The organism is Glutamicibacter sp. FBE19 (genome assembly GCF_015524875.1).
GTDB classification, from domain to species: domain Bacteria; phylum Actinomycetota; class Actinomycetes; order Actinomycetales; family Micrococcaceae; genus Glutamicibacter; species Glutamicibacter halophytocola.
The window spans coordinates 84,970-104,245 of sequence record NZ_JACKQN010000007.1; the positions used below are offsets into that span (position 1 = coordinate 84,970).

At 60.2% G+C, this 19,276-nt stretch carries 18 protein-coding genes; 12 read left to right on the forward strand and 6 right to left on the reverse strand.

Annotation, left to right across the window (positions count from 1 at the left end):
• Positions 1 to 180: 180 nt before the first annotated feature.
• Genes H6F58_RS12240 through H6F58_RS12255 form a run of 4 tightly spaced genes read left to right on the forward strand, consistent with a single transcriptional unit; the run spans position 181 to position 3,228 of the window.
• On the forward strand, positions 181 to 603 hold the full coding sequence (locus H6F58_RS12240; RefSeq protein ID WP_146277750.1) for a hypothetical protein: 423 nt from the start codon (positions 181 to 183) through the stop codon (positions 601 to 603).
• The gene (locus H6F58_RS12245) at positions 603 to 1,355 is read left to right on the forward strand and encodes an ATP-binding cassette domain-containing protein (RefSeq protein WP_146277749.1); all 753 of its coding nucleotides are present in this window, start codon (positions 603 to 605) and stop codon (positions 1,353 to 1,355) included. Before H6F58_RS12240 ends, H6F58_RS12245 begins: the two co-directional genes overlap by 1 nt.
• Positions 1,355 to 2,635: a hypothetical protein gene (locus H6F58_RS12250; protein ID WP_146277748.1), complete on the forward strand. Its 1,281-nt coding sequence runs from the start codon at positions 1,355 to 1,357 to the stop codon at positions 2,633 to 2,635. Before H6F58_RS12245 ends, H6F58_RS12250 begins: the two co-directional genes overlap by 1 nt.
• A gap of 35 nt (positions 2,636 to 2,670) precedes the next feature.
• Entirely contained in the window at positions 2,671 to 3,228 is a 558-nt protein-coding gene (locus H6F58_RS12255; protein ID WP_186468014.1) for a hypothetical protein, read from the forward strand.
• A gap of 89 nt (positions 3,229 to 3,317) precedes the next feature.
• On the opposite strand, the gene purH is transcribed toward H6F58_RS12255, so the two are convergent.
• Together purH and H6F58_RS12265 are read right to left on the reverse strand one after the other, a co-directional pair.
• Complete coding sequence (gene purH / locus H6F58_RS12260; protein WP_146277746.1) at positions 3,318 to 4,988, reverse strand: bifunctional phosphoribosylaminoimidazolecarboxamide formyltransferase/IMP cyclohydrolase; 1,671 nt, start codon at positions 4,986 to 4,988, stop codon at positions 3,318 to 3,320.
• A gap of 97 nt (positions 4,989 to 5,085) precedes the next feature.
• A complete protein-coding gene (locus H6F58_RS12265) occupies positions 5,086 to 5,862 on the reverse strand; it encodes a DUF4303 domain-containing protein (RefSeq protein WP_146277745.1) in 777 nt (258 codons plus the stop codon).
• A 150-nt stretch (positions 5,863 to 6,012) separates the two neighbouring features.
• Here H6F58_RS12265 and H6F58_RS12270 point away from each other — a divergent pair, with 150 nt between their 5' ends.
• Both H6F58_RS12270 and H6F58_RS12275 read left to right on the forward strand, forming a co-directional pair.
• Positions 6,013 to 7,350 (forward strand): MFS transporter, encoded by a 1,338-nt coding sequence (locus tag H6F58_RS12270; RefSeq protein ID WP_146277744.1) that lies wholly within the window; start codon positions 6,013 to 6,015, stop codon positions 7,348 to 7,350.
• A gap of 130 nt (positions 7,351 to 7,480) precedes the next feature.
• Complete coding sequence (locus tag H6F58_RS12275) at positions 7,481 to 7,978, forward strand: hypothetical protein (protein ID WP_195181859.1); 498 nt, start codon at positions 7,481 to 7,483, stop codon at positions 7,976 to 7,978.
• Positions 7,979 to 8,131: 153 nt separating this feature from the next.
• On the opposite strand, the gene H6F58_RS12280 is transcribed toward H6F58_RS12275, so the two are convergent.
• The gene (locus H6F58_RS12280) at positions 8,132 to 8,704 is read right to left on the reverse strand and encodes a TetR/AcrR family transcriptional regulator (RefSeq protein ID WP_195181860.1); all 573 of its coding nucleotides are present in this window, start codon (positions 8,702 to 8,704) and stop codon (positions 8,132 to 8,134) included.
• A 267-nt stretch (positions 8,705 to 8,971) separates the two neighbouring features.
• On the opposite strand from H6F58_RS12280, the gene H6F58_RS12285 reads away from it, so the two are divergent.
• Positions 8,972 to 11,992, forward strand: a complete 3,021-nt coding sequence (locus tag H6F58_RS12285; protein WP_195181861.1) for a glycoside hydrolase family 38 C-terminal domain-containing protein — start codon at positions 8,972 to 8,974, stop codon at positions 11,990 to 11,992.
• An 83-nt stretch (positions 11,993 to 12,075) separates the two neighbouring features.
• Here the strand turns inward: H6F58_RS12285 and H6F58_RS12290 are convergent, their stop codons facing one another.
• Positions 12,076 to 12,594, reverse strand: coding sequence for a hypothetical protein (locus H6F58_RS12290; RefSeq protein ID WP_146277740.1), 519 nt, complete (start codon positions 12,592 to 12,594; stop codon positions 12,076 to 12,078).
• A gap of 169 nt (positions 12,595 to 12,763) precedes the next feature.
• Between H6F58_RS12290 and H6F58_RS12295 the strand changes: the two genes are divergently transcribed.
• Positions 12,764 to 13,297, forward strand: coding sequence for a sigma-70 family RNA polymerase sigma factor (locus H6F58_RS12295; RefSeq protein ID WP_244652565.1), 534 nt, complete (start codon positions 12,764 to 12,766; stop codon positions 13,295 to 13,297).
• A gap of 9 nt (positions 13,298 to 13,306) precedes the next feature.
• Here H6F58_RS12295 and H6F58_RS12300 read toward each other — a convergent pair whose 3' ends face one another.
• Together H6F58_RS12300 and purN are read right to left on the reverse strand one after the other, a co-directional pair.
• Entirely contained in the window at positions 13,307 to 14,821 is a 1,515-nt protein-coding gene (locus H6F58_RS12300; protein WP_195181862.1) for an SDR family NAD(P)-dependent oxidoreductase, read from the reverse strand.
• 61 nt (positions 14,822 to 14,882) lie between these two features.
• Complete coding sequence (purN, locus tag H6F58_RS12305) at positions 14,883 to 15,452, reverse strand: phosphoribosylglycinamide formyltransferase (RefSeq protein ID WP_195181863.1); 570 nt, start codon at positions 15,450 to 15,452, stop codon at positions 14,883 to 14,885.
• Positions 15,453 to 15,560: 108 nt separating this feature from the next.
• Here purN and H6F58_RS12310 point away from each other — a divergent pair, with 108 nt between their 5' ends.
• From H6F58_RS12310 to H6F58_RS12325, 4 genes are all read left to right on the forward strand, one after another.
• Positions 15,561 to 16,091, forward strand: a complete 531-nt coding sequence (locus H6F58_RS12310) for a maleylpyruvate isomerase N-terminal domain-containing protein (protein ID WP_195181864.1) — start codon at positions 15,561 to 15,563, stop codon at positions 16,089 to 16,091.
• Between the two features lie 152 nt (positions 16,092 to 16,243).
• Positions 16,244 to 17,287 (forward strand): LacI family DNA-binding transcriptional regulator, encoded by a 1,044-nt coding sequence (locus tag H6F58_RS12315; RefSeq protein ID WP_244652566.1) that lies wholly within the window; start codon positions 16,244 to 16,246, stop codon positions 17,285 to 17,287.
• Positions 17,284 to 18,255, forward strand: coding sequence for an ABC transporter permease subunit (locus H6F58_RS12320; RefSeq protein WP_195181865.1), 972 nt, complete (start codon positions 17,284 to 17,286; stop codon positions 18,253 to 18,255). Before H6F58_RS12315 ends, H6F58_RS12320 begins: the two co-directional genes overlap by 4 nt.
• A gap of 6 nt (positions 18,256 to 18,261) precedes the next feature.
• Positions 18,262 to 19,245: a carbohydrate ABC transporter permease gene (locus H6F58_RS12325; protein WP_195181866.1), complete on the forward strand. Its 984-nt coding sequence runs from the start codon at positions 18,262 to 18,264 to the stop codon at positions 19,243 to 19,245.
• Positions 19,246 to 19,276: the final 31 nt, after the last annotated feature.

Sequence of the window (19,276 nt, forward strand, 5' to 3'; positions counted from 1 at the left end):
GAAAACACTGAACTCAATGCGGCCATTACTCGAATTAGACATAGTGCTACATGAAATCAAACCGGATTAGATCGTTACGATAACTGGTTTAAAATGCCTCTGATTTGAGATTTTACTGCACACCGTTTATAGTTTTTTGACGTGCGGTGGGGGCTGCAACTAGAAAATACGGGATATATCATGAAATTTAGAGGAAAACTCTCACTAGTAACCACACTTATTGCTGGTCTGGTTATCATCCCCGCGGCACCGTCATTGGCCGAAGGATCATGGAGTTCATCCATCACCAACGCTCTCACCGGATTTTCGTCTCGTAGCTGGAACGACCAAAATACTGATTCCGTAGCAACCAAAACAACTTTCAAAACTTGCTCAGAAACTTGGGGAACGCCAAAAAGCGTCGGAAGCATTACCGTAGCACTGGTAGATCATCGAGGCGCGCTCCTCCCGGCAAAAACAGTTTCTACGAAGACCACCAAGGGATGCGGTTCAGTAAACTTCGGTGACCGCAAAAAGAGCACCTATCACTTTACAATCAAGAAAATTGCTGGCCTATCCTCCGGAGTAAGGCTCACTGCCAAAAAGGTCACGCAAACGTACTAATGAAAAAACTGAAAATCACGAATCTGTCTTTTTCCTACACTGGCGGTGATCCGCTCCTCGACGCGGTGAGCATGGCTTTCAATTCAGGGAAGACAGCTATCCTCGGACCAAATGGTGCAGGAAAAACGACACTCTTATCCTTGCTGGCAACTGCTCTGCACGCTAACACCGGGATCGTCGAACTTAAGCATGGCGCAGGATCAGTACAGTTTACAAACATTCGGGCGTATCGCAAGCACGTAGCTTGGTTGCCGCAAGACTTTGTGCCCGTTGAAGGTCTTTCGGTTGAAGAACATGTTAGGTACTCGGCGTGGCTCAAAGGTGCCAGTCGGAAAGAAGCCAAGTCCGCCGCACCTATTGCGCTGGAACAAGTCGGTCTCACTGAGATGGCAATGCATAAGGCAACTGCGCTGTCTGGCGGCCAGCAGAGGCGGCTCGGTTTAGCTGGCGCGTTGGCGCACGATGCTTCTGTCATCTTGTTAGATGAGCCTACGGCGGGATTGGATCCTAATCAGCGTGAAAGATTCCAGAAAATTCTGCAGGGCATGGATCCGAAAAAGATTGTTCTCGTATCAACTCATCAGACCGAGGACATAGACGGAACCTTCGACTCGGTATTAGTTTTCGATCAGGGCCACCAGAAATTCCACGGCTCAGTTTCTGAATTCATGCAGCTCGGCGGCGACCAGCACGTTGACCCGCGTGATCGAATTCGTGCGGCTTACGGACAGCTTGTAATGGGTGAACGCTGATGCTCCCGCTGAAAAAACGTCCGTCGTTGTGGCTGATGCCAATCTTCTTGATTGTAGCTCTCGTCTATTTGTCCAGCTATACGGATATGGATTCCGTCCTAGGCAACGGTCCTGCCGCAGTTTCAGGAGCATCAACCACACTGTTATTCTCTTGCCTTCTGGCCTCGATCGGTTCCTCGCTAGAGTCCAGCCGGGAAAGAAGTAGCCGAGGAGTTCTTGAACTTTCGTCGCGCGGCTACTCAGCACGCATTTTTGACAGGCTATGGCCAACTTTCTTGGCCGCGTCTGTGATTCAGATTGTTATCGTTGTCTATCTGCTAGTCCCATCAGGACAACTATTTGAGCCGAAACTCTGGCTAGTAGTCGTCGGCTATCTGTTGGCAATTCTTGCCCATTCAGCCTTTGGCTACTTGCTTGGGCAGTGGCTACCAGGACGATTCGCAGTTCCATTGGCGCTGGTGTTGAGTTATCTTTTCCTTGCGTTTACCGGAACATCAGATTATTTCCCTATTCATTACCTAGCCGGCATGACTCTAAACGGTTGCTGCATGGCTGCTCAATCGTTGGATTATCGTGCGGTGTGGACGCTGATCGTATTTTCGTCGCTCATCTCAATTGGTTTTTTGGCGTTGGCTGGAAATAGCAACCCTTTGGCGAAAAAGAAAATTTCCGGTCGGGCAAGCAAGGGCAAGTATGCTTTGGGATACTCATTTATTGTGTTCGCGCTAGTGGCTGGACTTTCGATATCTAGCCCCCTTGATGGCACTCCGGTAGTCAACGATGCAGCTGAAGATTTCACATGCACGGGCCACCGTCCCAAGGTTTGTCTCAACGAGGTCCAGCGCTTTGGAGGGGACCGAAGTGAGTTGGTGGCGCAAAGCGTAAGAATCCTCTCTGACTTAGGCTTCCCCGAAGCAGACAGAGTCACCGCGGAACGCAATGATGATGCCAAAGTGGTCCAAACCGGCGTATTGGTCACGTCATTTGAACCTTGGTACACCGATGATCAAGTCGTTTACGCTGCTGCGAGCTCCTACTCGGCGGAAGTCCTCAACCACTTGTGCGACAACGACGATTACGACAAGCAATACGCGGCATTTGAAGTATTGCAGGATTGGAGCACGGCGTACGCGCTTAGATCGGTACTGGGTATTGATACCGAATCCAGCAATCAGAAGCTCAGGAGCATGTCACCGCGGCAGCAGCAAGATTGGGCTCTGACTACTTATGAACAACTTTCACGGTGCGAAGTTCCGCAATTGCCGAAGGGCTCTAAATGATTCTGGCCTTGCGTACCCGGGGAATTGTTCTATGCATGGTCAGCGCAGTACTTTGCGGTGCAGCGGCCGGAGTCTTTGGCCAACAATTTATTGCAATACCCTTTTTGGGTTCTTTATTCATGCCTACGCAAATGCCCGCTCCGGTCATTCCGTCCTTAGTGCTTAGCATCATCCTCGGTGCGAGCATTCATGGATCCCATTGCCGCTGGATGCTCTCGTCGGTGCGCAATATTTGGGCGCATTCTATGGGGTTCGCAGGCGCAATGCTGGTCATTGCGTCCGTCGTCTGCGCGCTGGCTGTCGCCCTGGCCGGGGGCGGGCAATTCCCAACCCTCGTTTTTGTTAGGGATCTAGCGACCCTGATGGCATTCTGGCTTGTGGGAATATTGTTCGGAATGGGCGCAACTGCAACGGTAGTGCCCGTCGCCTACGTTGCACTCTGTTCAGCCTTCGCCCGCAGCAAATCCGGAGAGTACTTTCCGTGGGCCTGGATCATGCAACCGCATCCGTATTCTTGGCTGGGGCTCATCTCGATTGGTGCAGGTATCGGTATTGCCTTGTTGCTCATCAAACGCAGGAGACCCCTGCGCTAGAAATATGATGCTTTCCGAAGCAAAAGGCCCAGGCTCCGAATCCTTTAGGAATCAGAGCCTGGGCTTTTATGGCGAACCGCTGTTACTTCCTAGTGGAAGAAGTGGCGTGCTCCGGTGAAGTACATCGTGATGCCGGCTTCGTTCGCAGCAGCGATGACTTCCTCATCGCGCACCGAGCCGCCAGGCTGCACAACAGCCTTGACGCCGGCATCGATCAGGATCTGCAGGCCATCAGCGAATGGGAAGAAGGCATCCGAGGCAGCCACGGAGCCCACAGCACGCTGCTCCGAAGCAGCGCCGTCAGCATTCTCGGCACCGCCGGCAGCATCCGCGCCCGACTCGACCTTCACACCGAGGGTGTTGGCACGCTCAACGGCAAGCTTGCAGGAATCGATGCGGTTGACCTGGCCCATGCCAATGCCGACCGCTGCGCCATTGCTGGCCAGCAAGATGGCGTTGGACTTCGCTGCACGCACCGCGTTCCATGCGAACTCCAAGTCAGCAAGGGTTGCCGCGTCAGCAGCCTCGCCCGCAGCAAGGGTCCAGGTCTCTGGCTTGTCGCCTTCGGCGTCGATCTTGTCGCCTGCCTGAACCAGCATGCCGCCGGAAACCTGGCGGAACTCGTTCTTGTTCCGGTCGTAGCCTTCTGGCATCGCCAGCAGGCGGATGTTCTTCTTCGCCGAAAGGATCTCGACGGCTTCAGCTTCGAAGTCCGGTGCGATAACGACCTCGGTGAAGATGCCCTTGACGGTCTCGGCCATTTCCTTGGTCACAGTGCGGTTAGCGGCAATCACGCCGCCAAAAGCGGAGACAGGGTCGGTAGCGTGCGCTTTGCGGTGCGCGTCGGCAATCGGATCGGCAGCATCGTCGGAAGCCACGGCAACGCCGCAGGGGTTGGCGTGCTTCACAACAGCCACCGCCGGCTTCTCGAAATCGAAAGCGGCACGCAATGCGGCGTCGGCATCAACGTAGTTGTTGTAGCTCATTGGCTTGCCGTGCAGCTGGTCAGCCTGGGCGATGCCGGCTGGCGCCGCTTCGTCAACGTAGAGCGCTGCCTGCTGGTGCGGGTTTTCGCCGTAGCGCAGCACGGCCGAACGCTGCAAGGCGACGCCTGCGTAGGCTGGCCAGTCGATGACGCCGTCGCCATCTTCGTCCAGGAACTGGCTGGCAGTCCACGAAGCCACCGCGGTGTCATAGGCTGCGGTGTGGGCATAGGCCTTGGCAGCAAGACGCTGGCGGGTCTTCAAGTCGAAGCCGCCATCAGCAGCTGCGGAGATCACCTGCGGGTAGAAGGCCGGGTCGACAACGATCGATACCGCTGCATGGTTCTTGGCAGCCGAGCGGACCATGGCTGGACCGCCAATGTCGATCTGCTCGACAACTTCATCCTGGGATGCGCCGGAAGCAACGGTCTGCACGAAGGGGTAGAGGTTGACGACCACCAGGTCGATCTGCTCGATGTCCATCGAGGACAGGGTGTCCATGTGCTCGGAAACGCGGCGGTCAGCAAGGATGCCGCCGTGGATGCGCGGGTGCAGGGTCTTGACGCGGCCGTCGAGCATTTCAGGCGAACCGGTCACCTGCTCAACCTCGGTCACTGGAATTCCAGCAGCGGCGATCTTCTTGGCGGTGGAACCGGTGGATACCAGCTGGACGCCTGCAGCGTGCAGTCCGGCGGCCAGCTCCTCCAGGCCGGTCTTGTCGTAGACGGAAATCAGTGCGCGGCGGATGGCGACTTTGTCCAGGACGGTCTTACTCACGAAATTTTTCTCCCGGCGGTGAGAATGAATGGGGCGGGCAGCACACAGGCCACCGCCCTCATTCTAGCCAAGTCCTTGCCCGATTTTTCAGTTCGTGTCATTCCCCTTCAACGAGCGCGGAGAGCTGCGGGAAATACTTGGAAAGCTGCTGGTCAGTCAGGCAAAGCCGCAAGAGCTTCTCGGCATGGTCCTCATCAGCGACGTAGCAAACAAGATCAGCGGGGGTGCGCTGCTGGAGCTCTTCGCGCAGTGCCTTGGCTACGGCCACCAGCGTGCCGTAGTAGCGCTTGATGGTCGGTTCCCACCCCTCGCGTGATGCAAGGCCGGTCATCGCATCGGACCACAGCGTTGCCGCCGGATCCTCGCATAAATCAATAGCTGACCAGTGCCAATCGCTTGGCTCCCACTTATCCGAGTAGAAGCTTTCGGCGTCATCGGCCTCCAGGCCTTCTTCGAGCGAGGCAAGAACCTGGTCAAGATCGTCTTCTTCGACGCCCTCTTGATCTTCGTCGTCGAGGTCCTCGTCGTCAGCGTCGGAAATCACAATGGAGTTTTCTTCCAATGTGACTTCTTCGGATTCCAACGGGCTATCCACCCGGGCATCCGGGCGGTCCTCGTAATCGGCTGGTTCATCGGCGTCCTCGCCGCGTTCCACCAATTCTTCGCGGGATGCCGTGGCACGGTCTCTTTCGAGGGCCTGTACTGAGTTCAGCGCGAGCAGCGGCATCGCGATGCTCTCGCTTTCCTCCGTGCTGACCCCGTGCAGGGCAATGGCATAGAAGTCTTGGTCCGGGTGTCCAGCAATCACTTCCGTCGCGTGCCGAAGGGCGGTCACCCGTATCGCCTCTTCGAGAGCGGCCCAATCTACTCCCATGCCCAGAGATTACTCCCTCCCCCGCGCTGACAACAGGTCTTGACGTGGCCAGCAAAGAAGCGTAGAGAGCTACGGACCTGAAATGGTTTTCGGCTATGCTTCGACGCGGTACACACTCACTTTTGCTCGCACTGAGAAAGGCGCCGCACCGTGTCTTCTGCACTCCCGCCCTCGGGCACGACCATCGTGCAAGAACTACCCTTCAAGTGGACGGTCCAAGGCGCCATTTTCATCATTGGCGGCCTGGGGTTCATGTTCGATGCCTGGGATGTGACATTGAACGGGGCCTTGATCCCGCTGGTTGCCCAGGAATGGGGCCTGGAACGTCCCACCGCGGCGCTGCTGGGCACCTCCAACTTGGTGGGCATGGCCGTGGGCGCCTTCTTGTGGGGCGGAATCGCGGACAGGTTCGGGCGAAAAAACGCTTTCAGCATGACTTTGCTGATGTTCGCGGTGTTCACCGTCCTGGGTGCGCTGTCTCCGAACTTCGGGTTCTTCGTCGCATTCCGCTTCCTCGCCGGCGTCGGGCTGGGCGGTTGCATTCCGGTGGACTACGCCCTGGTCGGCGAATTCACGCCAGCCAAGTTGCGCGGGCGGGTTCTTACCGCCATGGACGGGTGGTGGCCGATTGGCGCCGCGCTGTCCTTCTTCGTCTCGGGCTGGGTCATGGCCACCGCCGATAACTGGCGGCTGATCCTGGCCGTGATGATCCTCCCGGCGTTCATGGTGTTCCTGGTCCGGCGTTCCGTGCCTGAATCCCCGTTGTATCTGGCGGCCAAGGGACGAGAGGCGCACGCGCGCGCCGTCATTGACCAGCTGGTCGAGCGCACCGGCGCCACGCCGCGCGAGTACATCATCGAGCAGCCTGCCGCCGAGCGCCCGGCGCGCTGGTGGGAGCAGGTTGTGGCGCTCTGGCGCTACTCCTGGAAAATCACCGCGACCAGCTGGCTGCTGTTTGTCACCGTGCTGCTGGTGTACTACCTGGCGCTGACGTGGCTGCCCTCAATTCTCACCGAGGCCGGCATGGCCCAGTCGGCCTCCTTCTTCGCCACCGCTGTCATGGCGCTGATGGGCTTGGTTGGCGTGGCGGCCGCGGCCTTGCTGGTGGAACGCGTGGGCCGCAAATGGCTCTTGGCGATCTCGGCCCCGCTCTCAGCAATTGTGCTGATCCTGGTGGCGCTGAACTTGCAGGTTCCCTCGGCGGCCGTGGGATGGGTACTGGTCTTCGGCGTTATCGTCCAGGTGGCCATCCCGGTGCTGTATGCCTACGTTTCCGAGCTGTATCCGACCGAGCTGCGGGCTAGCGGATTCGGCTGGGCGTCGACCATGTCGCGCTTTGCTGCAGGCTTCGGCCCGCTGCTCTTTGCCGCGCTGTGGCCGGTGATTGGCCTGCCCGGGCTCTTTGCCGGAGCAACGGTGCTGGTCGTCATCGCCGTGATTTTCATGGCCAAGTTCGCCCCCGAGACCAGGGGCCGGGAACTGGGCTAGGCTGCCGCGGCGCAAAGCGGCCACAGTGTCCTGTCGCCCATACAATTGGAGGACTACACCTCTTCAGCAGATAGATCGTCGCAGCATCTTTGGCGGTAAGCATGGCGAAGCACAGCGACGGGAACATTCAATGAACTTTGACCAGAAGCACCTCAAAAACGACGGATTCACTGGCTTCCGCTCCATCTCCTCGCTGGAAATCAATCGCATCCCGCAGCGCCAAGGGATATTTGCCGTGCTGGCACCCAGAGGCTTTGAGCCTCGGTTCCTCAACCGCAGCACCGCTGGCACATTCAAGAAGAAAAATCCGTCGCTCAAGCCTGACCAGCTGGCGAGCGAATGGGTCGATGGCACCGAGGTCCTGTATATCGGCAAGGCTGGCCCCGGGAGCCAGGGAAACCGCGGCTTGCGCCGGCAGATCCAGGAATTTGTCGATTTCGGGCAGGGCAAGCCGCCGGGGCATTGGGATGGCCGGTTGATCTGGCAGCTGGCTGGTTCTGCGAAGCTCTTGATCGCCTGGAAAGAGCTGCCCGCTGAAGAGCTGAACGCTGCGTTAGCTGCATACCACGAGAATTTTCACGCCAACTTCAACAAACTTCCCTACGCCAATCTGGTGCGGGCGCGATGACCCGACAAGGAGCCAAAAAGCGCCATCGTTTTCGGTGGTTGCGGGAAAACTGGGATGAGCTGATCGGGCGACTGCCCGATCTTTTCCAGCACTGACCCTGAAGCGGTCGGCAGGCCAGCAGCCCAGCTCTGGCCGATTTGCGCTCTCCCGGTTTTACGCGAGAACCGCCACGGCTTTTGGCTTGAAGCCGTCCAGCATGAGCTGAACTAGTCTTTCCTGAAGCTGAGGGGCTTGATCCTTGAAGGGCCGTGGCAAGGGCCGGGTGGCTGCGCCGATGGCGGTTACCAGCTCTACTCCATTGAGATCTTCACGCACCAGATCGTGGCCCTTGGCCAGCTCGAGGACCCGGCTCACCGCTTGAGCGCATTCCCGTTGCGCCAGCAGCACCCGCTCGCTCAACGCCGATGGCAAGGCGGCCCCGAGCGCTTCGCTCAACGCGCCGAGATTCAGCTTGACCAGGTTCTCCAGGAATTCGGTCCAGGCCTGGGGTTCCCCATGCAAGTTCGACTCGGCGCTGATGGCGGCAACCAGAATTTCTTGCAGAGTCGTGACGGTGACTTCTTCAACCAGTTCGGCCCGGGAAGCGAAGTTGCGGTAGAGAGTTCCGATGCCCACATTGCTGTGCTGGGCAATGAGGTCCATTGCAATGGTGGCGCCATGCTGGGCGAAGAGCTCCCGAGTTGCACGGAGAATCGTCTCGCGTCGTTGCAAAGCATCTGAGCGCATTAGATCTTTGAGCCTTCCACTTCGGATCCCGGACGGCATGCTGATATCGCTCTGCCGATGCAAGGACCTTGGATCGATTGCCTGATTGGCGTAGTCCAAGCCATGGCGATTTTTCCAGAAACGGAAAGTGCCGGCTACGGTCCCAAGCCAATTGCCAGAAAACTTTCCCCACTCTTCAAATAAATAGCTGTTTCATCAGTGATTTTCGGTAGTCTGGCAGGGAACCACCCCGCTGATTTTCGGGGTAGCACCCTGGGAAAGGCAGCAATGCACGACGACAACTCACTGACCACCGGTCGAGTCAAACGAGTACTGCAGGAGCGTGTCCTGCCTGCCATCTACTCCCAGTCGGTTCCCCTGAACGTGTCGTGGCATGAGCTTCCCGGCGAACCAGTCACCCCTCGCGAGGGGCTGGCCCTGGAATTCTCGCCAACACAGGTGGGAACCGGATGGGGTGCCGCGTGGGGCACCACGTGGTTCCACCTGCAAGGCACGGTTCCCGCCAGCTGGGCTGGGCGCCGAGTCGAAGCAGTCATCGACCTCGGCTTCGATGTGAACATGACCGGCTTCCAATGCGAGGGACTGGTCTATCGCCCGGACGGCATCACCATCAAGGCGCTGAACCCGCGCAACCAGTGGGTGCCGATCGCGGAATCTGCCGCTGGCGATGAAGTGGTCGATTTGTACCTTGAAGCCGCATCCAATCCGGTGCTGCTGGACCACCACCCGTTTCTGCCAACAGAGCAGGGCGATATTCTCACCTCCTCAAGCCGCAAGCTCTACACCACCCGCCGCATGGATCTGGCAGTCTTCGAACCAGCCGTCCATGACCTGGCACTGGATCTCGAAGTGCTGCTGGACCTTCAGGAGCAGTTGCCCCAAGGCCCCCGAAAGATGCAGATTCTCCAGGCCCTGGATAACTCCCTGGATGTTCTGGACCTGCAAGACATCACCGCCACGGCGCAGCGCGCCCGTGGCGAACTCGCCGGGGTGCTATCCGCACCCGCCGAGCACAGCGCGCACCAGATCTCGGCGATCGGGCACTCGCATATCGACTCAGCCTGGTTGTGGCCGCTGCGGGAAACCATCCGCAAGGTTTCGCGCACCTGCTCGTCCATGGTTGAGCTGCTCGGCGATGAACCCGAATTCCTCTACGGCATGTCCAGCGCCCAGCAGTACAAGTGGCTGAAGACCCACCGCCCCGAGGTGTGGGACCGGGTCAAGCAGGCTGTTGCCGACGAGCGCTTCCTGCCGCTGGGCGGCATGTGGGTCGAGTCCGATACCGTGATGCCCTCCGGCGAATCGCTGGTTCGCCAATTCCTGTATGGCCAGAAGTTCTTCCGCGACGAATTCGGGGTGGCCTCCAAGGGCGTGTGGCTGCCCGATTCCTTTGGCTACTCCCCTGCACTGCCTCAGCTGATGCGCCGCGCCGGCTTCGAGTGGTTCTTCACCCAGAAGATCTCGTGGAACCAGCAGAACAAGTTCCCGCATCACTCCTTCGATTGGGAAGGCATCGATGGCTCGCGCATCTTCAGCCATTTCCCTTCCATGGACACCTACAATTCGCAGCTTTCCGGCGAGGAAGTGGCCAAGGCGTCCCGCCAGTTCCGCGAAGCGCGCGTTGCCAATAATTCCATCGCCCCGGTGGGGTGGGGTGATGGCGGAGGCGGCACCACCCGCGAGATGACCGGCAAGGCCAAGCGCCTGGCCAGCCTCGAGGGCAGCGCCCAGGTGCGCTGGGAACACCCCAATGACTTCTTCGATCGGGCCAAAGCGGAGCTTCCGAATCCCCCGGTCTGGGTGGGCGAGCTCTACCTGGAACTGCACCGTGCCACGCTGACCAGCCAGCACCAGACGAAGCAAGGGAACCGCCGCACCGAGCAATTGCTGGTGGAAGCCGAATTGTGGGCCGCCACCGCCGCCGCATACACCGGCGCCGAGTACCCCTACGACCAGCTGGACGAGCTCTGGGAAACCGTGCTCCTGCACCAGTTCCATGACATCCTGCCCGGCACGTCCATTGCATGGGTGCACCGGGAGGTCGTGGCACGCTACGCCCGGGTCGTCGAGCAAGCCGAGCAGCTGATCCAAGAAGCCCAGCAACGGCTGGCCGGTACCGGATCCGCGCCCATCACCTTCAACTCGGCAGCATTCACCCGCAACACGCTGGCCTTCGGCGAAGCCAAGGCGCTGGACTCCAGGCCCGCATCCCAAGTACTGGCGACGGCCGCCGACGGCGGCTACGTTCTTGATAACGGCGTGATCCGCGTGGTGATTAATGCCCAGGGCCTGATCACCTCGGCGGTGGATTTGGCGACGGGACGCGAGGCCATCGCGCCGGGCCAGGAAGCCAACCTCTTGCAGCTGCACCAGGACTTCCCGAATATGTGGGATGCCTGGGACGTGGACAAGTATTACCGCAACCAGGTCACCGATCTGCGCGATTGCGACTCATTGGAGCTGGCCTCGCGCGAGGACGGCAGCCAGGTCGTCATCATCCGCCGCAGCTTCTCCAAGTCCGCCGTGGTGCAGGAACTGTCGTTGGCTCCCGGCGAGCGCACCGTGCAGATCTTCCAGAGCACCGATTGGCATGAGGCGGAGAAGTTCCTCAAGGTGGCCTTCCCGCTGGATGTGCGCGCCGAGCAGATTGCCGCCGAAACCCAATTCGGCTATCACAAGCGGGTGACCCACGTGAACACCAGCTGGGAGGCCGCGAAGTTCGAGACCTCCATGCACCGTTTCGCCCTGGCTGAGGAACCCGGCTTCGGGGTCGGGGTGATCAATGATTCCATTTACGGTTTTGACGTCACCCGCGACGCCAAGGACGCCCAGGTCACCACCACGATGCGCCTGTCCTTGCTGCGTGCTCCGCGCTTCCCGGATCCGCAAACGGACCAGGGCCTGCAGACCCAGCGCTATGGCCTGGTCGTTGGCGCGGATATTGCCGCGGTGACCAGGGCCGGAGCCTTGCTGAACAGCGCCGAGCGCACCGTCAGCGGTTCCCGGCCCGTGGCTCCTTTGGCGAGGATCACCGGCGAGGGGCTGGTGGTTTCCAGCGTGAAGCTGGCCGCTGATCGTTCCGGCGATCTGCTGGTGCGAGTCTACGAGTCGCTGGGCCGCCGTGCCCGCGGCGAGCTGCAGCTCAACGTCCCGGTGGCCGCAGCGACAACGGCGAGCTTGCTCGAAGATCCGCTGGGTGACGGCGCGATCGGCCTCGACGACGGCTCGCTGCCGTTGGCGCTGGGCCCCTTCGAGGTGCGCACCCTGCGCTTCAGCCTGGCGCAATAGCCCGCAGGCGTGAGGGGCCAGGATCGGCACGCGGCTGCGTGCCAATCCTGGCCCCGTTCTTTCCCTTGTCTGGCTCCCGCTGCCTACTGGATCATCGTGCCGTCCGGGGCCACCGCGTACCAGACCCCGCCCACGCCCTGTCCGGAGGTATCCCCGGGCTTGGCGTCCTGGGCGAAGGTGTACAGCGGCATGCCGTTGAGCGTCAGCTGCTTTTGCCCGTCGGGGCTTTCGATGACGTTCACCTCGCCGGAAACCCCCTCCAGCGTCGGGTCATCGCTCGTGGTGGTGGCAATCGGCCACTTGGCCAGGCAATCCCCGGTGCAGGCGCTGGTTGTGGTGTTTGGCTCATCCTTGGTGAAGTAGTACAGGGTCATCCCCTGCGAATCCACCACAACATCGCCCAATTCTGTTGCCGCCACCCCAAGATCCACCCCTGAGGATGATTCCTGAGGTACTGGGCTGGTGCTTTCCCCGCCTCCTCCATACATGCCGCCGGTTCCGCCCTCCGATCCGCCATCGCCCGAGCAGCCTGCCAGCAGCAACGCGGTGCCGAACAGCGCGGCCACCCCGGCCGCGCATTTTTTGCCATTCTTGATACCCATGATCCGATCCCCTCTCGAAAGCTGGACCCACCTCAAGCGTGGGCATTCAGCCCCTACCTTGTAGGACGCAGGGAATCCCCGCCAGGTTCACCGCCGGGAGAGAATCTTGCCCATACTTGGGCCATGGATGTACCACGTGCCGCCCTGGCGTGTTCCGGGACCTAGCGCCTTGTCCCAGCCAAGACCAGGCGGAGCCAAGGCGCCCCGGGATGCCCAGCTGGTGTCCGAGATCTACCGCGAGCATGCAGATGCCCTGCGCCGCTTCGCGTTGCGCGGGTACTGCAGCCGGGAAGAAGCCGATGACGTGGTGCAGGAAACCGTGCTGAAAGTTTGGAAGGCCGCACCGGTTATCACCGGGTCGCTGCGCGGCTACCTGTTTGCAACGGCGCGGCATGTCATCATCGATGAGCATCGCCGGGCCGCGGCGCGCATTCATGCCGACCTGCTGGGCGATGCGGATCCCGCAGCTGCCGGAGCCGAGGATGGCAATGTCCAGGTTCTGGACCGGCTGCTGATGCAGCAGGCGCTGATGCGCTTGAGCGCCGAGCATCGGCTCGTCGTGCTGCATTTGCACTTTTTCGGTTCCACGGTGGCCCAGGCAGCCCATGACCTGCACATTCCCGAAGGCACGGTGAAGTCCCGGGAGCACTATGCCCTGCGCAACTTGCGCGCGATCCTGGCAGAAATGGGCGAAGAACCGTGAATCAGCGGCCTACCAGGGCGAAGGTTCGTAGTCCTTGAGGAAGCAGCCGTAGAGATCGATTCCGCGTTCCCCGTCGACAATTGGCTGGTAGACCCGCGCTGCCCCGTCGATCAGGTCCAGCGGTGCGTGCCATCCTTCGGCGACCATGCGGACCTTGGAGTCATGTGGCCGTTCGTCGGTGATCCAGCCGGTGTCCACCGCACTCATCAGGATGCGGTCGGTTGACAGCATTTCTTCGGCGCTGGTGCGGGTGAGCATATTCAGCGAGGCTTTGGCCATATTGGTGTGCGGGTGCCCGGCGCCCTTGTAGCGGCGGGAGAACTGGCCTTCCATGGCCGAGACGTTCACGATGTACTTGCGCCGTGCATCGCTGGCGGCCAGCGCCGGGCGCAAGCGGGAAGCCAGCAGGAAAGGCGCGGTGACATTGCACAGCTGCACTTCAAGCATTTCCAGGGCATCCACGTCGCCCAGAATTTGGGTCCAGGAATTTTCGGTGACCACGTCGGGGACCAGTCCGCCGGCATCGATGGCGGTGCCTGCGGCAATTCGTTGAAGCGAGGCCGATCCGGCTTTCATGGCCAGTTCGGCCAGCTTCTGTGCGTCGTAGCTGCCCAGCGGTGCCGGAGCCAGCAATGCGGAGTCCTCCAGCCTGAACGCGCTGGCCAGGGCCTTGGGATGCTCGGCGGGCGGGTTGGCTTCGCCCCAGAGTTCCGGGCCGCCATGGCTTGCGAGCAATTCGCGGCTCAGCGGCTGCTGCTCGGATTCGATCAGGTGCTGGTAGGAGTTGGTGGTGCGCCGCACGGTCTGGGCGGCGTTGTTGATCAGGATGTCCAGCGGGCCTTCGGCGGCCACGCGGTCCGCCAATGAGATCACCTGCGCCGGGTCGCGCAGGTCGATGCCGACAATCCGCAACCGATGCAGCCATTGCCCGCTGTCCTCGATGGAGGCGAAGCGCCGGGCCGCGTCCTTGGGAAAGCGCGTGGTGATGGTGGTGTGCGCCCCGTCGCGCAACAGGCGCAGGGCAATATGCATCCCGATTTTTGCGCGTCCGCCGGTGAGCAGCGCGCGCTTGCCGCTCAGGTCGGCGCGGGCCTCGCGGCGATCGCGTCCGGCCGCCGCGCAGTCTGGGCAGAGGTAGTGGTGGAAGGCATCCACGGTGGTGTAGCGCTGCTTGCAGATGTAGCAGCCACGGGGCTTGCGGAATTCTCCGGCGCTCTCGCCCTGGGTGGGCGTGCTCAGGTCCAGGCCCAGGGTTTCATCATCCAGGCGCTGAGGTGAACCGGTGGCGGTGCTTTCGATCAGTGCACGGTCCGCGGCACTGATTTCCGCGCGCTTCTGCGACTTGCGGTAGCGCTTGGCGGCTTTGAACATGTTGCTGGTTGCACGGCGCACCGCGATATGGCGCTGGTCATCGGAATCCAGCTGGTGCACCACCGACAGGACCTTCAGCGCGGTGGCCAGTTCCGCGTCGGTGAACAGTTCGGTGGGTGCAGCCGTTTCGGCCTGGGGTGTTTGCTCAGTCATCTCGACATCAATTTTACGCACCTTGACGGCTCGCCCTCCGGCGCCAGTACGAGAGGGTAGGCTACTTGTCCTGTGCCAGATCCGCGAGGGTGGCAATCAGCAGGCGGCGCTCCACAACCTTGATGCGTTCATGCAGGGTCTCTTCGGTGTCATCATCGTCAATGGCCACCGCTTCCTGGCGCAGGATCGGGCCGGTGTCCACGCCGGCATCGGCAATGTGCACGGTGCATCCGGTGACCTTCACCCCGTAGGCCAGCGCATCGCGCACTCCGTGGGCGCCCGGGAAGGACGGAAGCAGGGCCGGGTGGGTGTTGATATAGGTGCCATCGAAGGCATTGATGAATTCTTCGCCGACGATGCGCATGAAGCCGGAGGACACCACATAGTCCGGCGCGTAGGAAAGGCACTTTTCGGTCAGCGCGTGGTTCCAGTCCTTGCGATCCTCGTAGTCCTTGAAGTTCACCACGAAGGTTTCGATTCCGGCCTGGGCCGAACGTTCCACGCCGAAGGTATCGTGCTTGTCGGCGCCGACAGCGGCGATCTCGACGTTGGGCAGTTCGCCGGCCTGCACCGCGTCGATGACTGCCTGGAGATTCGAACCGGTGCCTGAAACCAAAACCACAATGCGCATGGGCTCAATTCTACGGTTCGCGGCGGCTAGTTATTCATTCGGCACCAGATTGTTGCTTGCCCCGGTCGCAAACTGGCAAGGCTGCCGGGCAGGGTGGAAGATGAGCCCATGAGCGAAATTGTTCCGGATCAGAAGAATTGGACCTTTGTCCTGGAATCGGTTTGCCCGCAGTGCCGATACGACGTCCGCGCGGTAACTCCCGCGGACGTCATCGGGCAATTGCCAGATGGCGTGGAACGCTATGTGGCGGCACTGTCCAGGCCGCAAGCGCGGGTGAGGACCAGCCCCGCGCGATGGAGCGATCAAGAGTACGCCGCCCACGTGGCGCAGATGCTGGAGATCATGAATGGCCGGCTGGATCTGATGCTCCAGCACGATGACCCCACCTTCCCCAATTGGGATCAGGACCAAGCCGCAGCCGAAGGCAACTACAACGCGCTTGAGCCTGATGACGTCGTCACGCGGCTTCGGGATGCGGCAACAAAGTATGCGCAGAAATTAGGCAGCATCGATGAGGCGTCCTATTCGCGGCGTGGACTGCGCTCGAATGGCTCGGCGTTTACCGTGGAGTCCTTGAACCAGTATGCGTGGCACGATTTTGTGCATCATTTGTGGGATTTGGATTCCAGCGCCAGCTAGCCGCGCTCCGGTGCGCTTGGCCTGCGCGCGCCGAAGCAATGGCGCCAGTGAATTTTCTTGAATTCCGCGTTGACCAAGCCTGTGACCCGTGCTACATTTTTCTCTTGTTATACGAATAACTAATAAGCATCACTCAACAGGGAGACGGGTACATGGTTAGAGCCAAGCCTTCAGCCGGGCCCACAATGCACGACGTGGCCGCTGCCGCAGGCGTATCCCAGGCCACCGTCTCCCTGGTGTTGAATTCAGCGCCAGGCTCGCGATTCTCCGCCGATACCCGGCAACGGGTGTGGGACGCGGTTGAAGAACTCGGCTACCGCACCAACGCCCACGCCAAGGTGCTTCGCGAAGGCGTGTCAGGCATGATCGGCTTCATTGGCGACACGGTGGCAACCTCGCCGTTCGCCGGAGCGATCATCGAAGGCGCGCAGGAACGAGCCTGGGAAGAGGGGCTGCTCCTGCTGACCATCAACACCGGCGGCGACAAAAAGCTCGAAGCCGCTTCGCTGGATACTATGCTGTCCTACAAAGTCGCAGGCGTGGTCTACGCGGCAATGTACAACCGCTACCTCGAAGTGCCCAAGGCCCTGGCCGGTGTTCCATCGGTAGTCCTGAATGCCCAGGACAAGGACGGAAAGCTGCCCAGCGTCGCTCCGGATGAAGTCCGGGGCGGATACACGGCAACTCGAAGGCTGATCGAAGCTGGCCACACCCAGATCGGCATGATCAATATCGAGACCCTGGAGAGCGGGCTTCCGGCCGCCGTGGGACGCTTTGAAGGCTACCGGCAGGCCATGGCCGAAGCAGGATTAGAGGTCGATCCCTCATTCATCCGGTTTGGCGAGGGCGGTGAAACCCATGGATATGCCTACGGCATGGAACTGCTTGGCGCTTCGCGTCGCCCGACGGCTATTTTCTGCGCCAACGACCGCACCGCATGGGGCGTTTACCAGGCCGCGGCAGAGTTGCAGATTTCAATCCCGGGGGATGTTTCCATCATCGGGTTCGACAACCAGTCAACACTTGCCCCGTTCCTGCGCCCCGGCCTGACCACTCTTGAATTGCCCTTCGCCGCCATGGGCCGGCAGGCGGTGGATTTCCTGCTCCAGGGAGCCCAGCCCGATGGCCAGGTCAAGCTCATGGACTGCCCGCTTATTGAACGCTCGTCGGTATCGCACCCCAAGGAGAAGCCTTGAGTCAATCAAAACCTGCCGCACCCAGGCGATTCGCCAAGACCCCCGCAAAGCGCAGGGTCCCCTTGTCGCTCACGCTCAAAAAAGTGGTGTCAGCGTGGCAGTTATACGTATTACTAGTACCTGCTATCGCCTATATCGTGATTTTCAAGTATTGGCCGATGTACGGTGTGCAGATCGCTTTCAGGAACTACAATCCTGCCGACGGCTTCACCGGCAGCCCGTGGGTTGGCCTGCAGCACTTCATCAGGTTCGTCAATTCATACCAATTCACCCAGGTTCTGGAAAACACGGTATGGATCGCGGTGCTCGGACTTCTGATCGCCTTCCCCGTGCCCATCATCCTGGCCCTGCTGGTCAACGGCTTGCAGAGCGAAAAGTTCAAGAAGTTCACCCAGACCGTCCTGTACTCCCCGGCCTTCATCTCCACCGTGGTGGTTGTCGGCATGATGTTTGTCCTGCTCTCGCCGCGCTCGGGCTTGATCAACAATGCCATTCAGCTCACCGGCGGAGAGCCGATCTTCTTCATGGGCTCCCCGGACTGGTTCCGGCCGATCTACCTGATCTCGGATATTTGGCAGACAGCTGGCTTCTCCATGATCGTGTACCTGGCCGCATTGGCCGGTATCGACCCGGCACTGCACGATGCCGCCAAGGTTGACGGTGCCACCAAGCTGCAGCGCATGCGGCACATTGACCTGCCGGGCATCATGCCCATGGTCACGGTGCTGTTCATTCTGGCCATCGGCAACTTGCTGAATGTCGGATTTGAAAAGGCGCTGCTGATGCAGACCCCGCTGAACCTGGCAAACTCCGAAATCATTCAAACCTACGTCTACCACGCAGGCCTGCAACAGGCACAGTTCAGCTACTCCGCCGCCATCGGCCTGTTCAATTCCATCCTCAACCTGGTGTTGCTGTTGATCTTCAACCGCGTTGCTCGCCGGGCCAACCAAGCAACCTTGTGGTGATCTCCGATGTCATTAAAAACGCTCCCTGCAAAGACCGTTCCTCCCCGAGGAGAATCGCCGGCTGCGGCTGCCCGCCGGTCCGAGGGCAAGTCGAAGTTCCGCGCCTTCCGCGACAGGTACGCTGACCGCACCTTCACCATCGTGGCCACCACGATCCTGCTCCTGTCCATCATCGCCGTGATCTACCCGCTGTACTTCATCGTGATCGCCTCCATCAGCGATCCCAACGCAGTGTATGAAGGCAGGGTCTGGCTCTTCCCCTCCGGAGTCACCTTCGAGGGGTACCAGCGGATCCTCACCGATGGACGGATCTGGTCCGGCCTGGCCAACACCATGATCTACACGGTGCTGGGCACCGCGATCAGCGTCAGCACTATCCTGTGCGGCGCCTACGCGCTGTCCCGCAAGGATCTGCCGGGCCGCAAGTACCTGATGCTGCTTTTTGTCATCACCATGTTCTTCGACGGCGGCCTGATCACCAAGTACCTCGTGGTCAAGGATCTGGGGCTGCTCAACACCGTGTGGGCCGTGGTCCTGCCTGGCGCCATCGGCGTATGGAACCTGATTATTGCCCGTTCCTTCTTTGAGAACACCATTCCCAATGAACTGCGGGAAGCGGCACAGATGGATGGCGCCAATGATTTCCGCTTCTTCTTCCAAATGGTCCTGCCGCTGTCCAAGCCGTTGATCATGCTGATGATCATGGTCCATGTGGTGGCCAATTGGAACTCCTTCTTCGATGCCTTGATCTTCCTCAACGACGACTCGAAGTATCCACTCCAGCTGGTGCTCAGAAACATCCTCATCCAATCCGATGTTTCCTCAACGGGCACGACCGGAGGCGACATAGCTTCCTACGCTGCGGCCCAGCGCATTGCCGAACTGACCAAGTACGCAATGATCGTGGTCTCCAGCCTCCCGCTGATGATCGCCCTGCCGTTCATGCAAAAGCACTTCACCAAGGGCATGATGATCGGCGCAGTCAAGTAATCGTTCTTCCCCCCTCTCCCTCACCGGGCAC

Coding starts and splice junctions, on each gene's coding strand:
- H6F58_RS12240 (WP_146277750.1), top strand. CDS start 181: ATGAAATTTAGAGGAAAACTCTCACTAGTAACCACACTTATTGCTGGT.
- H6F58_RS12245 (WP_146277749.1), top strand. CDS start 603: ATGAAAAAACTGAAAATCACGAATCTGTCTTTTTCCTACACTGGCGGT.
- H6F58_RS12250 (WP_146277748.1), top strand. CDS start 1,355: ATGCTCCCGCTGAAAAAACGTCCGTCGTTGTGGCTGATGCCAATCTTC.
- H6F58_RS12255 (WP_186468014.1), top strand. CDS start 2,671: ATGGTCAGCGCAGTACTTTGCGGTGCAGCGGCCGGAGTCTTTGGCCAA.
- H6F58_RS12265 (WP_146277745.1), bottom strand. CDS start 5,862: ATGGGAGTAGATTGGGCCGCTCTCGAAGAGGCGATACGGGTGACCGCC.
- H6F58_RS12275 (WP_195181859.1), top strand. CDS start 7,481: ATGAACTTTGACCAGAAGCACCTCAAAAACGACGGATTCACTGGCTTC.
- H6F58_RS12280 (WP_195181860.1), bottom strand. CDS start 8,704: ATGCGCTCAGATGCTTTGCAACGACGCGAGACGATTCTCCGTGCAACT.
- H6F58_RS12285 (WP_195181861.1), top strand. CDS start 8,972: ATGCACGACGACAACTCACTGACCACCGGTCGAGTCAAACGAGTACTG.
- H6F58_RS12290 (WP_146277740.1), bottom strand. CDS start 12,594: ATGGGTATCAAGAATGGCAAAAAATGCGCGGCCGGGGTGGCCGCGCTG.
- H6F58_RS12300 (WP_195181862.1), bottom strand. CDS start 14,821: ATGACTGAGCAAACACCCCAGGCCGAAACGGCTGCACCCACCGAACTG.
- purN (WP_195181863.1), bottom strand. CDS start 15,452: ATGCGCATTGTGGTTTTGGTTTCAGGCACCGGTTCGAATCTCCAGGCA.
- H6F58_RS12310 (WP_195181864.1), top strand. CDS start 15,561: ATGAGCGAAATTGTTCCGGATCAGAAGAATTGGACCTTTGTCCTGGAA.
- H6F58_RS12315 (WP_244652566.1), top strand. CDS start 16,244: ATGGTTAGAGCCAAGCCTTCAGCCGGGCCCACAATGCACGACGTGGCC.
- H6F58_RS12325 (WP_195181866.1), top strand. CDS start 18,262: ATGTCATTAAAAACGCTCCCTGCAAAGACCGTTCCTCCCCGAGGAGAA.